General features: G+C 44.1%; 14 protein-coding genes and 1 pseudogene. 10 read left to right on the top strand and 5 right to left on the bottom strand.

The window, feature by feature from the left end; all coding sequences use genetic code 11:
• Positions 1-131 precede the first annotated feature (131 nt).
• Positions 132-487, top strand: a pseudogene (locus BLT91_RS04905) (reverse transcriptase domain-containing protein); the annotation flags it as partial.
• 145 nt (positions 488-632) lie between these two features.
• Here the strand turns inward: BLT91_RS04905 and BLT91_RS04900 are convergent.
• Both BLT91_RS04900 and BLT91_RS04895 read right to left on the bottom strand, forming a co-directional pair.
• Complete coding sequence (locus BLT91_RS04900; protein WP_090817484.1) at positions 633-1,853, bottom strand: MFS transporter; 1,221 nt, start codon at positions 1,851-1,853, stop codon at positions 633-635.
• Positions 1,823-2,272 (bottom strand): MarR family winged helix-turn-helix transcriptional regulator, encoded by a 450-nt coding sequence (locus BLT91_RS04895; RefSeq protein WP_090817480.1) that lies wholly within the window; start codon positions 2,270-2,272, stop codon positions 1,823-1,825. Before BLT91_RS04895 ends, BLT91_RS04900 begins: the two co-directional genes overlap by 31 nt.
• A 242-nt stretch (positions 2,273-2,514) precedes the next feature.
• On the opposite strand from BLT91_RS04895, the gene BLT91_RS04890 reads away from it, so the two are divergent.
• The 6 genes from BLT91_RS04890 to BLT91_RS33805 all read left to right on the top strand — a co-directional run bounded on the left by BLT91_RS04890 (position 2,515) and on the right by BLT91_RS33805 (position 10,547).
• Entirely contained in the window at positions 2,515-4,338 is a 1,824-nt protein-coding gene (locus tag BLT91_RS04890) for an assimilatory sulfite reductase (NADPH) flavoprotein subunit (RefSeq protein WP_090819700.1), read from the top strand.
• Between the two features lie 38 nt (positions 4,339-4,376).
• Complete coding sequence (gene cysI, locus BLT91_RS04885; protein ID WP_090817477.1) at positions 4,377-6,098, top strand: assimilatory sulfite reductase (NADPH) hemoprotein subunit; 1,722 nt, start codon at positions 4,377-4,379, stop codon at positions 6,096-6,098.
• Positions 6,099-6,370: 272 nt separating this feature from the next.
• Complete coding sequence (locus BLT91_RS04880; RefSeq protein ID WP_090819697.1) at positions 6,371-8,029, top strand: spore germination protein; 1,659 nt, start codon at positions 6,371-6,373, stop codon at positions 8,027-8,029.
• Positions 7,977-9,098 (top strand): GerAB/ArcD/ProY family transporter, encoded by a 1,122-nt coding sequence (locus tag BLT91_RS04875; RefSeq protein WP_090817474.1) that lies wholly within the window; start codon positions 7,977-7,979, stop codon positions 9,096-9,098. Before BLT91_RS04880 ends, BLT91_RS04875 begins: the two co-directional genes overlap by 53 nt.
• Positions 9,079-10,296 (top strand): Ger(x)C family spore germination protein, encoded by a 1,218-nt coding sequence (locus BLT91_RS04870; protein WP_141224931.1) that lies wholly within the window; start codon positions 9,079-9,081, stop codon positions 10,294-10,296. Before BLT91_RS04875 ends, BLT91_RS04870 begins: the two co-directional genes overlap by 20 nt.
• A gap of 50 nt (positions 10,297-10,346) precedes the next feature.
• Positions 10,347-10,547, top strand: a complete 201-nt coding sequence (locus tag BLT91_RS33805) for a CLC_0170 family protein (RefSeq protein ID WP_368086784.1) — start codon at positions 10,347-10,349, stop codon at positions 10,545-10,547.
• Positions 10,548-10,622: 75 nt separating this feature from the next.
• On the opposite strand, the gene BLT91_RS04865 is transcribed toward BLT91_RS33805, so the two are convergent.
• Positions 10,623-11,036 carry a VOC family protein gene (locus BLT91_RS04865; protein WP_090817466.1) on the bottom strand — a complete coding sequence of 138 codons (414 nt, stop codon included), beginning with the start codon at positions 11,034-11,036 and terminating at the stop codon, positions 10,623-10,625.
• A 285-nt stretch (positions 11,037-11,321) separates the two neighbouring features.
• Between BLT91_RS04865 and BLT91_RS04860 the strand changes: the two genes are divergently transcribed.
• Positions 11,322-11,840 carry a hypothetical protein gene (locus BLT91_RS04860; RefSeq protein WP_090817463.1) on the top strand — a complete coding sequence of 173 codons (519 nt, stop codon included), beginning with the start codon at positions 11,322-11,324 and terminating at the stop codon, positions 11,838-11,840.
• A 295-nt stretch (positions 11,841-12,135) separates the two neighbouring features.
• Here the strand turns inward: BLT91_RS04860 and BLT91_RS04855 are convergent, their stop codons facing one another.
• A complete protein-coding gene (locus BLT91_RS04855; protein ID WP_254776796.1) occupies positions 12,136-12,618 on the bottom strand; it encodes a hypothetical protein in 483 nt (160 codons plus the stop codon).
• A 117-nt stretch (positions 12,619-12,735) separates the two neighbouring features.
• On the opposite strand from BLT91_RS04855, the gene BLT91_RS31285 reads away from it, so the two are divergent.
• On the top strand, positions 12,736-12,906 hold the full coding sequence (locus tag BLT91_RS31285; RefSeq protein ID WP_175532092.1) for a hypothetical protein: 171 nt from the start codon (positions 12,736-12,738) through the stop codon (positions 12,904-12,906).
• Positions 12,907-13,324: 418 nt separating this feature from the next.
• Entirely contained in the window at positions 13,325-13,471 is a 147-nt protein-coding gene (locus BLT91_RS31280) for a hypothetical protein (protein WP_175532091.1), read from the top strand.
• 89 nt (positions 13,472-13,560) lie between these two features.
• On the opposite strand, the gene BLT91_RS04850 is transcribed toward BLT91_RS31280, so the two are convergent.
• Complete coding sequence (locus tag BLT91_RS04850; protein ID WP_090817460.1) at positions 13,561-13,737, bottom strand: YjfB family protein; 177 nt, start codon at positions 13,735-13,737, stop codon at positions 13,561-13,563.
• Between the last annotated feature and the right edge of the window lie 203 nt (positions 13,738-13,940).

Here is a 13,940-nt window from a genome sequence, read left to right as displayed (position 1 = left end):
ACATTGAAAGCAGACAATCCATACGGACTTGCTCGAAGGAGGAAGCGGTGAATCCGCGGGGGACTTGGAGAGGGCAGAGTTCATCCATGGCACAAAGAGAGGAAACAATTCACGTTAGGAGAAGTATGAGGATGATTCAAGAATTACTATCACATGAGGTCTACTATCGGCACTACACCGTGTCGAGGCGAATAAAGGAAGCCATGGAGTAGATGGCATGCCCGTAAAATCCTTACGAGAGCACATTCTACGAATCTGGCATTCCCTTCGCCAAAGCATAGAGAATGGAACCTACGAACCTAGTCCTGTCCGAAGGGTCGAAATCCCGAAACCTAACGGCGGTATGAGGTTATTAGGTATACCAACCGTGACAGACCGATTCATCCAACAAGCGATTGCCCAAGTGTTGAATCCAATGCTCGATCCGCAGTTTTCTGAATGCAGCTACGGCTTTCGTCCTCAGAGACGAGGACATGATGCAGTACGGATCGGGCTACTTGACTGAGAGGTCGGGAGTTAATCACTCCCTCCTACTCGATTACCAGTAGGTATGTAACTATACTAAACCTCTGACTCCCTCATTCTGACCAGAATAAATGAATTTAGTGGTGTTTTTATCTAATTTGAGCAGGTTAGATTGGATTAGAGCTTGGCTTAACGGGAGAAGCCGTTTTCCGATGATAAAGTCCGTAATATAGAAGGGCAGAGCATGCCACAACCAATCCTGCAACGAAGTACATCGTATGGTAATTCGATCTCGATGCGACTATGCCAAGCACATACGAGCCGATTCCGTAACCGGAGTCGAAAAGCAAGAAATACGTTCCTGTCGCAAGACCCCTGCGGTGTGCCGGAGCGGCTTGAATGGCGATCGTCTGGAAGCTCGGAAGCAGCGCACCGAAACCCAGTCCCAGCATACCGCCTGCAACTAAAAATGGGATGGGGGAAGATGCCAGACTTAGGGCGATCATTCCTAATGTGAAAAGTGCCACCCCTGGGTAAACTAACCCATTTGGGCCTGATCGATCGAACCATTTGCCAGTAAAAGGTCTGGATATAACAATCATCAAAGCAAACACCATGAAGAAGTAACTCGCATACTTATCCAGTCCGATCGCTTTGGCGTACACGGAAAGAAAAGTTGTAATCGCTCCATAGGAAAAGGCCAATACACTGCCAGTCAGGGATATCGGCAAAGCACGCGGCTCGATGAACTTTCTCCAACCAGACTCCGATTTCACGGCCGCTCTAGAGATTGCTTGAGGAACACGAATGGACAATCCAAATAAGAAGGCGAGAAGCGCGAACACAATACACACGCCAAACAGAAGACTATTATTGTGCGACTGCATAATGGTTAAGCCCAGAAAGGGACCGACAACCATAGCCAAGCTCATGAAAAGGCTGAAGAAGCCAATCCCCTCACCTTTTCGCCGCTCAGGGACTAGCTCAATCGCAACAGCACCTGCAGCCGTTGTCGCCATCCCAAAACCTATACCATGAAGAAACCTTAAGCCTAGCAAAAAAGCATATTGATGAATGAGCGGATACATCAAGGTGCAAATCATAAAGAGAGCAAGCGAGAATAGCACAATCTTCTTCCGGTTCCATTCATCCATCCATTTACCAGTTAACGGCCGTAAAATGACAGTTGAGATTATAAAGACGGTCATCACGAGACCAATCTGCTGCTGTCCGCCATGCAGCGTATCTGTGACGAAGATCGGTAGTGTGACAGCCAAGATATAAAAGGTCATAAATAGAAAAAAGCTGCTGAGACTGACAGCAACAAAATCGCGATTCCACAATTTTCTTTCGGTATTCACTGTGACTCCTCCACCTCCTTGATGCATGCATTGGCCTTGTTGGTCATTAGGATAAGTAGAACTTGCAAATTCAATGCTTCTTTCTCCGTAAAACCGCTAAGCACTGAGGCAATCACCTTCTGCTCAATCGGTGTCAGGATTTCATTCAAAGCTCTGCCTTGCTCCGTAATATAAGTAAGAAACGATCTTCGATCCATCTTATTAGCTTTACGTTCGACCAAGCCTTTGCGCTCCAATTGATCGAGAATTCGTGTAATATTGGTCTGATCCTTTTCAGCTCGGACAGCCAACAGTTTCTGCGTAATGCCATCTTCCTCGGCCAAACGGTTAAGTACAGTCCACTGCTCCGTAGTCATATCAAAGGGCTGAAAATGGTAGTTCAACAACTGAGTCAATCGTCTTCCAGCATGGTTCAATATAAACCCAAATGAGTTATCCAGTTGCATAGTAAATTCACCACTTTACATTTTGTTTGCTATAGCAATTATATTCTTAGTAATTAAAATCGTCAATGAATAGATGAGTAGATTCCTCTAAGGTTTTATTCGTTTATCAATATAACTGATAGATCTTATAAATTCATTGTAATTGACCTGTTCCGCCAGCTGTGATAGGTTCAGGAGAGAGAAAATTAATGAGATATGTATACTGGGAATTTATTATTTCATGTTATGAGAGGTGGATTTTGTTGGAACTACAAGTAACAAACAGTCCTTTTAATCAGGAACAAGTAGAATTGCTTAACCGTCTACTTCCTACGCTAACGGAAGCACAACGGATCTGGCTGACCGGGTATCTTACTGCTCTTAATAGCGCTGCAGCTCCGGTAACATCAAACACTGCGCCATTAGTGACTTTGGCCGCGAATGCAGTAGTTACTTCCAAGGAGGTAACCGTTCTCTTCGGATCGCAGACCGGCAAGTCCCAAGGATTGGCGAAGAAGGTTTCCAAAAAGCTAGAAGAGCGAGGCTTTCAGGTAACGCTATCCTCGATGGGAGACTTCAAGCTGAATGCCTTAAAGAAGGTCCAAAACCTGCTTATTCTTGTGAGTACCCATGGGGAAGGAGATCCGCCGGATAACGCGATTTCTTTCTATGAGTTCCTTAATAGTAAAAGAGCGCCTCAGTTGGAGGATTTGCGGTTTTCCGTGCTCGCTCTGGGAGATACGTCTTACGAGTTTTTCTGCCAAACGGGTAAGGATTTCGACAAGCGACTAGAAGAGCTAGGCGGTAAGCGCCTTACCCCGCGCGTCGATTGTGACGTAGATTTTGATGAGCCTGCTGCGGAGTGGATGAATGATGTTATAAGTTCCTTAAGTGAAGCCTCGGTGGTTCCGGCAATTGCAAGTGGAGCCGGCGTGACGATCGAGAGCGGGACGGAATCGGAATATTCAAGAACGAATCCGTTCAAGGCCGAGGTTCTTGAGAATTTGAATCTGAATGGCCGCGGATCGGATCGAGAAACTCGCCATGTCGAGATATCCCTTGAGGGATCGAATCTTCAGTATGAACCGGGTGACTGCTTAGGCATCTATCCGGAGAACAATCCTCGACTCGTGGATAAATTGATTGAAGAGATGGGCTGGAAAGCCGATGACCTTATTACCATAAATAAGAATGGCGAAAAACGGTCATTGCGAGAGACATTACTTCGTAATTATGAGATCACCGTACTGACAAAGCCATTGTTAGAGCAAGTGGCAAAACTTACTTCCAATAATGACTTAAAAGAACTGTTGATGGTGGGACATGAGCAACAGCTTAAAACGTATCTCAACGAGCGGGATCTATTGGATTTAGTACAGGATTACTCCCTTAAGGGTGTGCCTGCAAACGAATTCGTAGCGATCCTGCGGAAGATGCCTGCTAGACTGTACTCGATCGCAAGCAGTTCGAAAGCATTCCCGGATGAGGTACACGTTACGGTCCGCACGGTGCGTTACGAGGCTCAGGGACGAGACCGTTACGGCGTCTGCTCCGTTCAACTCGCGGAGCGAGTGCAGGCGGGCGAAACATTGCCGGTTTATATCCAACACAATCCGAATTTCAAGCTTCCTGATAGCCCAGAAACGCCGATCATTATGATTGGACCCGGCACGGGCGTCGCGCCATTCAGGGCCTTTCTAGGAGAGCGAGAAGAGACTGGGGCTGAAGGGAAAACGTGGTTGTTCTATGGTGATCAGCACTTCTCCACAGACTTTCTTTATCAGATTGAATGGCAGCGCTGGCTCAAGGAGGGCGTGTTGACACGCATGGATGTTGCGTTCTCCCGCGATACTGACAAGAAAGTGTATGTACAGCATCGAATGCTTGAAAAGAGCCGGGAGCTCTACCAATGGCTGCAGGAAGGGGCCTGCGTTTACGTTTGTGGCGATGAGAAGAAAATGGCACACGACGTTCATGCAGCCCTGGCAACGATCATTGAACAAGAGGGCGGTTTCAGCGCAGAGGAAGCTGCCGAATATTTGACGCGTATGCAACAGCAGAAACGTTATCAGAGGGATGTTTACTAAGTTCAAGTCCCAAAGATCGCGAGAGGAGAAAGGCCAAAATGTCAGATAATAATTTACTATCAAAGAACAGTGCGCCGCACAGCGAAGTAGAACACATAAAAATTAGAACCAATTACTTGCGGGGGAGTCTTGAAGAGACGCTGAAAGACGCAATTACGGGGTCCATCCCCGAGGATGATAACCGTTTGATGAAGTTTCACGGAAGCTATATGCAAGATGACAGGGATCTGCGCAACGAGCGGCAAAAGCAAAAGCTGGAGCCGGCCTATCAGTTCATGCTGCGTGTGCGTGCTGCTGGCGGAGTCGTTACCCCAGACCAATGGTTGATGATGGACCAGGTCGCACAGAAATATGCAAACGGAACGATCCGTTTGACGACTCGTCAATCTTTCCAACTTCACGGCGTGCTGAAGTGGAATTTGAAGAAGACGATCCGTGAAGTGAATGATTCGTTGTTAAGTACGCTAGCCGCGTGCGGTGACGTTAACCGAAACGTCATGTGTAATCCGAATCCTTACCAGTCGGATGTTCATGCCGAAGTATACGAATGGGCCTGCCTCGTTAGCAACCATCTTGATCCACAGACCAAAGCCTATCACGAGATCTGGCTTGACGGCGAAAAGGTAGTGGACAGCCAAGATGGCGTAGAGCAAGAGCCGATCTATGGACGGGTGTATTTGCCGCGTAAGTTTAAGATCGGTATTGCAGTACCGCCTTCCAATGATGTGGATGTCTTCTCGCAGGACCTTGGTTTCATTGCAATTGTCGAAGATGGACGTCTGAAAGGATTCAATGTATCCGTAGGCGGCGGCATGGGGATGAGCCATGGGGATCCGTTGACTTACCCGCAAGTAGCCCAAGTGATCGGATTCATCACACCGGATCAAATAATTGATTTGGCAGAGAAGACAGTTACGATTCAACGGGATTATGGCGATCGCTCTGTGCGGAAACACGCACGTTTTAAATATACGATAGATGACCGCGGCATTGATTGGTTCGTTGGTGAACTAACCGCTCGTTTAGGTTGGAAGCTCGAAGCGGCGCGTCCATACCATTTTGATCATAACGGGGATCGCTATGGCTGGGTTAAGGGAAGTAACGGGAAATGGCATTTCAACCTGTTTATACAAAATGGTCGTGTTAAAGACGAGGATAGCTACCAGCTGATGACCGGACTTCGTGAAATTGCCAAAGTGCATAACGGGGACTTCAGACTCACGGCGAACCAGAATCTGGTGATCGGTAATGTGAGTACTCAGAAGAAGAAAAAGATCGAAGAGCTTATCAAAGAATATGGTCTTACGGATGGGCTTCAGTACTCCGCGTTGCGCAGAAGCTCTATGGCATGCGTGTCTCTGCCGACTTGCGGAATGGCGATGGCCGAAGCCGAGCGCTACCTTCCCGACTTAATGGATAAAATCGAGCCGATGTTGGAAGAAGCTGGTTTGGGTGACAAAGAAATCGTCATTCGCATGACAGGTTGTCCGAATGGATGCGCCCGTCCGATGCTGGCGGAAATCGCGTTTATTGGCAAGGCTCCCGGCAAATACAACATGTATTTGGGCGGTGGGCATTCCGGAAACCGACTGAACAAGCTGTATAAGGAAAACATCGGAGAAGCGGAGATTCTGGAGTCGCTGCAACCGATTGTTACTCACTATGCGAAGGAACGGCAAGAAGGCGAACACTTCGGCGATTTTGTTATTCGCGTCGGCTATGTCAAAGAAGTTCGTTCTGGACAGGACTTTCATTCGTAAACACCAATTAAATAAACTTCCCTGAAATTATCGGGCAAAAAACGAATTGCGTCTACGGGATGCACTTCGTTTTTTTGTTCATTCTGTGTTTTCGGTTCATTATTCATGTATATAATCGGGAAATTAGATAAAAATACGGGGAAGGAAATGAATGGGAATCAGGAAGATTAGAGAACATCTTGTGAATATGTTCAGGAGGCGGTGGCAACGTGACCATTTGGCAATGGTATAAACTAAGGTCTAAAAAAGTTTCCCAAAGCCAGCAACCTCGAATGATTCCACCAAAGAACCAGCCCGCCCATCAGATTTTGGATCAATATGATGATACGAAAATTAGCCATCGTATCGAAGCGACTATTTCATTTGTTCAAAAGATACTTGGTGAAAATGACGATTTCGTCATACGCCAGTTTCGCGTGTTTGACGAGTACCCGGCTGTACTTATGTATTTCTCCGACTTGGTTGAGAAGCAATATTTGAACGATCATATCTTAAAACCCCTGATGTTAACATCGATTAACGAGCAGGGAAAAGTAAAAGATAACCGGCCTTTGAAGGATATTTTAATGAGCGATACGCTGTATGCCTGCGAAGGGAGAACAGAAGGACTATTAACTGAGGTTGTCCAAGCCCTTGTGCAAGGAGAAACGGTTCTCGTAGTGGAAGGGCTGGAGGAAGCATTCCTTTTCAGTACACGCCATGTTGACAAGCGATCGATTACACAACCCGAAACGGAACAGGTTATCCGCGGAGCACGAGAAGGATTTATCGAAATGTTAGATACGAACCTCTCCCTACTGCGCTATCGTCTCCCGACACCGGATCTCCGCGTAAAAACGATTCGTATAGGGCGTGTAACCAAATCCAAAGTGGCGCTCTGTTACTTGGATGGCATTGTGAATCCCCAACTTGTTGAAGAAGTGTTCAGACGATTATCGATGATAGATATTGATGGAATACTTGATATTGGATACCTGGAGCAGTTTATCGAAGATAACCATCTATCTCCGTTCCCTCAGATCCAAAATACGGAACGACCGGATAAGGCGGTCGCCAATTTGCTGGAGGGTAGGGTTATCCTGCTGGTTGACGGTTCCCCCTTTGCCCTCATATTGCCGACCGTATTCAGCCAGTTTTACCAGACGGTCGAAGATTACTCGGAACGATATCTATTGGTTAGTTTTATTCGGCTAGCGCGCCTGGTTGCTCTTGTATTCTCCTTGATTTTCCCCTCATTATATGTTGCGCTGATTTCGTTCAATCCGGAGCTCATACCGACAGAGTTCGCGGTGGCTGTAGCGGGCGGGAGAGCGGGGGTGCCTTTCCCCTCTGTAATTGAAGTACTGATCATGGAGGTTTCCATGGAGGTACTGAGGGAAGCGACACTGCGTCTGCCGCAGCAGGTTGGGGGAGCCCTTTCAATTGTTGGTGTGCTAGTCATCGGACAGGCTGCGGTTGCGGCAGGATTCATCAGTCCGATAACGGTCGTAATCATCGCCTTAACAACGATCGGCTCTTTTGCCACACCGGCTTACAACGCAGCACTGGCGCTGAGGTTGCTGCGCTTTCCGCTTGTGATCTTATCTTCTATCTTTGGCCTTTACGGGGTGATGATCGGGTTAATCCTGATCGCCAACCATATGTTGTCCTTAAAATCGTTTGGGGTGCCTTACTTGAGTCCGATTGTCCCTGGAAATTTCCAGGGAATGAAGGATACACTGGCCCGGATGCCGCTCTGGTCCATGCCGAAGAGACCGGCACTCTTGCATACGCCGAATGATACCCGTCTGGGTAAGATAACCCAAGAAATGACGCATCACGCGCCAAATAATACCTTAGATCCATTGAAAGTAGGGAATATAAGGAGGGACATAACCGATGGAGTATCCTCGCCAAGTAACGGTGATTCAAGCAGCGATAGTTCTAATTAGCACGATTATCGGGGTAGGTGTTTTAGCACTATCGCTTTTTGCAGTCAGAGCTGCCGATTCGGGGGCTACGCTCGTAACCGTGTTGGGCATCTTAATCGGTCTAGTAGGACTTTGGATAATTACCGTACTCGGCATGCGCTTTCCTACTAAATCGATTATTGAATATAGCGAGGATTTGATCGGCAAATGGACTGCTAGGGTGTTCAGTGTCCTGATCATCGCTTTCTTCTCACAGCTTACAGCACTGGCTTCGAGAGAATTCGGGGAGGTCGTCGTCACTTCCGTTTTAACGAAAACGCCGCTGGAGGTGACTGTTATTGTGATGTTGTTGTTAGCTGCGCTTTCCTCGCGTGCTGACATGACCACTTTTACCTATTTCCATCATTTTTATTTTCCGGTCATTGTGTTTCCTCTTGTATTGATCGTCGTTCTTTCGCTAAAAAATGCGCAGTTGGTCAATTTATTGCCAGTATGGGGAAATGAACCGAGTGGGATGTTAGCGGGAATGCTTACTATGGCTGCCTTGTTTCAGGGATCTTTCGTCATGACCATCGTGATTCCTGCTATGCGTCGGCCGGAAAGAGCGATGATCGCAAGCTATGTCGGAATGTTGATTTCAGGTGGACTTTACTTACTCATTGTAGTTGCTACGGTTGCCGTATTTGGGGCAGAGGAAATAAAAAATTTAGTTTGGCCTACCTTGGAATTAGCAAAAACCACGTCGCTGCCCGCCAACATCCTGGAGCGCTTGGATGGCGCCTTTCTTGCCGTGTGGGTCACAGCGGTGTTTACGACGTTGTTGTCGACCTATTACTTGGCCATTCACTTTTTAAGCCAGCTGTTACGTTTGCGCGATCACAAGCTGTTTTCATTTTTTCTCCTTCCTTTCATCTATGTAATTGCCATGATTCCACAAAACCTACTGGAGATGTATGGAGTCATTCAAATTGTCGGTCGCTGGGGTCTGATGATCACGATCGGCTATCCTTTTGTTTTACTGGTCGTAGCCCTTATTCGCAAGAATAAAAAGAAGAGTCGGGGTGATCAACGTGTGGCAAAATCGGATTAAACGGATTCTTGTTTTCCTGCTGCTCTTACCCATGCTTACAGGATGCTGGGATCGGCTAGAAATCGAAGATAGAGCCGTTGTTTTAGCCATTGCCATTGACGAGGCAAAACCAGGAGAAGAGAAAGAAAGTAGCAATGCAACTCATATCATTAATAGTACTCCTGTGCAGAAAAGAGGTTTAATACGTACCACTGTGCAAATTGCCGTTCCGGGACGTATTCCCTTGGGTACTGGAGGAACTGGAGGCGTTCCAGCTGGGCAAAAACCAGTCTGGGTGCTGAGTAGCGTTGGGGAAACCATCGACGATTCATTGATGAATCTGCAGCAGCAGTTGGCGGATCGCTTGTTTTTCGGCCATTTGCGGATAATTGTTGTGTCGGAAGCGGTGGCAAGAAAGGGGATCCAAAATGAGAATGATTTCTTTCGTCGTCAGCCTCAGGTAAGAAGAACGGTTTGGATGGTCGTGTCCAAAGGGAAAGCTTCAGAGATAATTAAAGCCACTCCCCAATTAGAACGGGTTCCAACTTTATATTTGGTGGCAACCTTGGATCATGCCAGGGAAATGGGTAAACTTCCAAATTATTTCCTCGGTGTTTTTTTTAGCGCCAGTTCTGCAAAAGGACAGGAAGGGGCTGTTCCCTATCTGGAATTGAAGAAAGAATCTAACATTGAAATCGCCGGACTGGCTTATTTTAAAGGCGATAAAATGGAAGGAGCCACAAATGCACTGCAAATCGGCCATTTTATGGCAATGAAACAAATCAATCCTGGAGGGTATAGCGTCCTCCAGCAGATGCCCGGATCGGAAACTGCTGTCATATTTCAATCAACCCATCGTAAGGCTAAAATTATAACGGAGATCAAAAACGGTAAGGTTCATGTCACTGTAATGAGCCAAATTGAAGGGGATTTTCGGGAGAAGTCTGATGAAAAAGTGTCTATTACGAAGGAAAATATAAAAAAATTAGAGGATAAAATAGAAAAGGACGCGACGATCGGTTTTGAAAAACTTATTCAACAGACCCAAAAGGACGGCTGCGACATCTTCGGTTTCGGAGAATACGTGCGTGCTTACCAACCTGCATACTGGAATCGGGAAATTAAGAGTAAGAAACAGTGGGAGGAAATGTATAAAGAAATATCCGTCGATGTAAAATTACATGTGAAGATTCGACGAATTGGCACGAAAACCAAATAAATCATAGTAGTGCCGTGGATAAGGTATGACGGTGAAGGAGGGATTCGACAATCATTACCTTTAACAATTACACTATTTTGTTATTACTAGTTTCTGGGATCCTTGTTTTATATTTCGATGTTAAACTCTATAAGAAGGCTAATATGAACAAAGAAAAAAAAGGAGCCCTTTTTGCAGGTTGGTTCAACATATCCCTCGGGGTCGTTTCGTTTTTCAGTTACTTGATTTATGAGAAATGGTTCTGGAAATAAATAAACGGCACCTCGAATGGAAAGGACGCTATTGCAGCGTCCATTTTTTCTATTGACATCATGCTTTAGACATTCTTACTCCTTCGGCGTCATACTCATATCCATGTATAACACATTCCACCGATGACCATCCAAATCAGTAAAACCGGCTCCATACATCCACCCCTGATCAAGGGGTTCACCGTAGATTGTCCCGCCTGCCTTTACTGCTTTCTCAATCATTTCGTCTACTTCTTTTTTGCTCTGGGCATCAAAGGAAAGCAATACTTCGTTGCCTAACTTTGTATCAGCAAGTTCATTTCTCGTAAATCTTTTGAAAGTAGACTCTAGAAAAAGCATCACAATAACATTGCTATCTCCGATAAGCAAGCCTGCTGCATCATCACTATTGCTGTGTCGCGGATGAAAAGAAAATCCAAGTTTGGTGAAAAACTCTTTTGACTTATTAAGGTCTTTTACCGGCAGATTTATCCAAAATTCTTTCGTCATAGTCATTTCTCCTTTTCATTAGCAAAGTTATATCTACGTCTTTATCTTCATATTAGCATAAAAAATGAGTTGAGATTCAATGAAGGCTGCTCGAAAGCAGGGCAAAAGTAACTGTTCGTCAATTCATGTTCATTCTGTCTCATGTACATTTCCCTTTCGGGTAGGATACTGTTCAGAAGATGTAAACGTATATAAAAAAACACGCCGCTAACAGAACATTAAACCATACCATTCTTTCTCTCTAACATATAATAATTTAATAGATTGAAAGAGAGGATGGTAACCATGGAAGATAAACTTTTAACATCAAATGATCTGAAAGTAATTAACAAATGGATGAAAAAATTAAAAGAAAAGTATTATAATTCGAAAAATAAAAGAAATATTGCGAGATCCGAATTAAAACTGCCTTACGAAGAAATTGGAGCAGGGTTGTACCGAATCGTATTTGACTTGAAAAATGGTTTTGTATTAAAAGTAGCTGTTTCGAAAACTGGAATAAAAAATAATAAAAATGAAGCGGAAATATACAAAAAGTTTAAATCTTCCCTAAGATCACATCTTGCAAAAGTGATTGATCATGGTTATGGATGGATCATCATGGAGAAAGTTGATCAAAAGGTTTCACAAAATGATGAAAATAGGGAGAAAGTATTAAAATTGCGTAAAAAGTTCTTAAGAAGAGGGATGAGAGCAAGTGACATAATCAGTTCATCGAGTAAAGAACCTAAATGGAAAAATATCCGTTACCGCGAGAAAGACAATTTGATCATCTTTATCGATTATGGCCCTTTTCGATATTAAAGACCCCTGATCGCAGCTGAAATGAGGGAAATAGGGACGGATAATGCAATATTGCTCGAAAAACAAATTAGAAATTAAGCACTATCGAGGTGCTTTTTTTATTGCCAATCGAAAGGATATTGACTACGAATCAATTCATGCTGGACATACCATCAACGGGTTGTAAACGGTCATAGAAGATGAAATTTCGGAAGACATATGAGATTCTTGCTAATAACCTAGAATCAATGGCGAAGGTGTTCATTTGGGTTCAATGAAAAAAAAGGCACATGCCTGTGCCCTTTTCACCTATCTGTTATTGTCTGACAACTAAAATATCACGAGGAGCGATACCGGTACTTTGGATCTGTTGAATCTGGGAATTGGTAAGGTTTCGTCCTACTAAAATTAAAGAAGAAGTTAAATTATTGAAATTACCTAAATTCGACACGTTTTGTTGTCCACGAAATATACGAATGGATCCCTGGAAGTTAATTCGTGAAAACAAAACTAGTGTCACAGAATCTGTGGTTGAAATATTTCTTAGACGGAAACTGGAAAGGACGTTATCAAAACGAAATGCTCCTAAATCTCGTACTGCTACACCTCCACGTCTAAAAACAATCCGCCGATTTGTAAAATTATTGCCAGAGAAAAGTTGGAGCCTTACATCTGTGTTTGCCAATTCTATCACCCTTTCTTTTGGAATGATATATTCTATGATTGATTCATAGGAAAGGTTTGGACAAATATGCAAGGCGAGACCTCTTTTTTTGTTGTATAAAACTTGATGGAACACATGAATAGGTGGTGTACAAAGCTGAATGCAGCGCAGAGAAAGTTTTGATCCAGGACAAATGGGATAAAATGCAAGCCACCTTCTCATACTAACTATGAAACGATGGAGGTGAACGCTATGCCCAAAAATGACGCAGATCCCAAGTATGACCGCGAAGATAACAAAGCAGATAAAAAAAAGAGTCAGCAAAATCACGCTAATTTCACCGAAGAAGCACAAACGCTATCAAGCATCAATGCCGCTGATTCTGTTCCAAGTTTAAATGGTATCCCCAAAAATCAAGTTTAAGTAACTGGCTGTTCTTCTCATCGCTATATGATGGGAGAGCAGCCTTTTTTAGTGAAGATGAAAACAGTATCAGCAGAAGGAAATAAATAAGAGAGAGCTACCCATCTCTTTTTAGCCTTTACGGGTAGAAGCAACGATTAAGAACAGAACTAAAATCAGCAACCATATCACTTGAACCATAATATCCTCGCTTTTTTTCCATATTGAGTCAAGTTTAACAAGAATCTGTGAAAATTTCTGTCTGAAAACACACAAAAATGTTGTATTTGCTAAAAAAATAACGATTTTTGTAATAAGAATTACCAACATAAGGGTCGCGGCTGGCGTGAGGTTCAAGATTGAGATCGGATTGAAAGAGTGGCTACATGGCTTTGGATTCAGAGAGGATGGTTAAAAGGTGGAGAGAGGAGGGGAATCGATGATGAAAGCTGGGAAATCCATCCTTCAAATCGCAAAAGAAATGGATGAAGGCAGCGGTAGTGTCTTTGGTCGCATCAAGATTATGGCCGAACTGGGTAAATCTAAGGTTGCAGATCAACCATATGAAATCGTGGTTGAAGCTTGAGTTGAATCATGTGATGAGTAAATGGACATGGGCAGAATTTAGAGTAAGGGAGGAAGGAGAAAGAAATCTCCTTATCCTCATGTTTTAGACTAGCCTCTGATGTCAAGTTTACCGCCTAAATTAGGTTGTACGCTGCGTTCCATCATTTGAATAAATTCCTGTCCTTGTTGAGCCGATTGATCATTAGCCATTTTAAGAACACTTATTCCAACAGCTTGAGATAAATTGCTTTGCGCTATGGACGTTGAGAGCAATGGAATGTCCACGAGATTCCTCCTTTTTATGGCTATTACTTTATCTAACACTTTATCTATCGGAAAATGTCCATGTAATTCTTAGCTTTAATTTAAATTTCAATATTTCAATAGTATTAGAGGTAAAACTGAGTAATCTACCTAAAGAAATGAAGCGATGCGACTGCCAATATTGGAACCACAAAAAGCAGGATAACGAACCCAATTGAAATTAA

The sequence above is a fragment of the Paenibacillus sp. yr247 genome (assembly GCF_900103825.1).
Classification (GTDB): Bacteria; Bacillota; Bacilli; order Paenibacillales; family NBRC-103111; genus Paenibacillus_E.
Note: the sequence above shows the minus strand (reverse complement) of the source record. Positions and strands in the feature narration are given on the sequence as shown.

What these genes read in the sequence shown, in the direction of transcription:
- BLT91_RS04895 (WP_090817480.1), bottom strand. Translation starts at nt 2,272, where the DNA reads ATGCAACTGGATAACTCATTTGGGTTTATATTGAACCATGCTGGAAGA.
- BLT91_RS04860 (WP_090817463.1), top strand. Translation starts at nt 11,322, where the DNA reads ATGGAAGATAAACTTTTAACATCAAATGATCTGAAAGTAATTAACAAA.
- cysI (WP_090817477.1), top strand. Translation starts at nt 4,377, where the DNA reads ATGTCAGATAATAATTTACTATCAAAGAACAGTGCGCCGCACAGCGAA.
- BLT91_RS04875 (WP_090817474.1), top strand. Translation starts at nt 7,977, where the DNA reads ATGGAGTATCCTCGCCAAGTAACGGTGATTCAAGCAGCGATAGTTCTA.
- BLT91_RS04880 (WP_090819697.1), top strand. Translation starts at nt 6,371, where the DNA reads ATGATTCCACCAAAGAACCAGCCCGCCCATCAGATTTTGGATCAATAT.
- BLT91_RS31280 (WP_175532091.1), top strand. Translation starts at nt 13,325, where the DNA reads ATGATGAAAGCTGGGAAATCCATCCTTCAAATCGCAAAAGAAATGGAT.
- BLT91_RS04900 (WP_090817484.1), bottom strand. Translation starts at nt 1,853, where the DNA reads ATGCATCAAGGAGGTGGAGGAGTCACAGTGAATACCGAAAGAAAATTG.
- BLT91_RS04865 (WP_090817466.1), bottom strand. Translation starts at nt 11,036, where the DNA reads ATGACGAAAGAATTTTGGATAAATCTGCCGGTAAAAGACCTTAATAAG.
- BLT91_RS31285 (WP_175532092.1), top strand. Translation starts at nt 12,736, where the DNA reads ATGCCCAAAAATGACGCAGATCCCAAGTATGACCGCGAAGATAACAAA.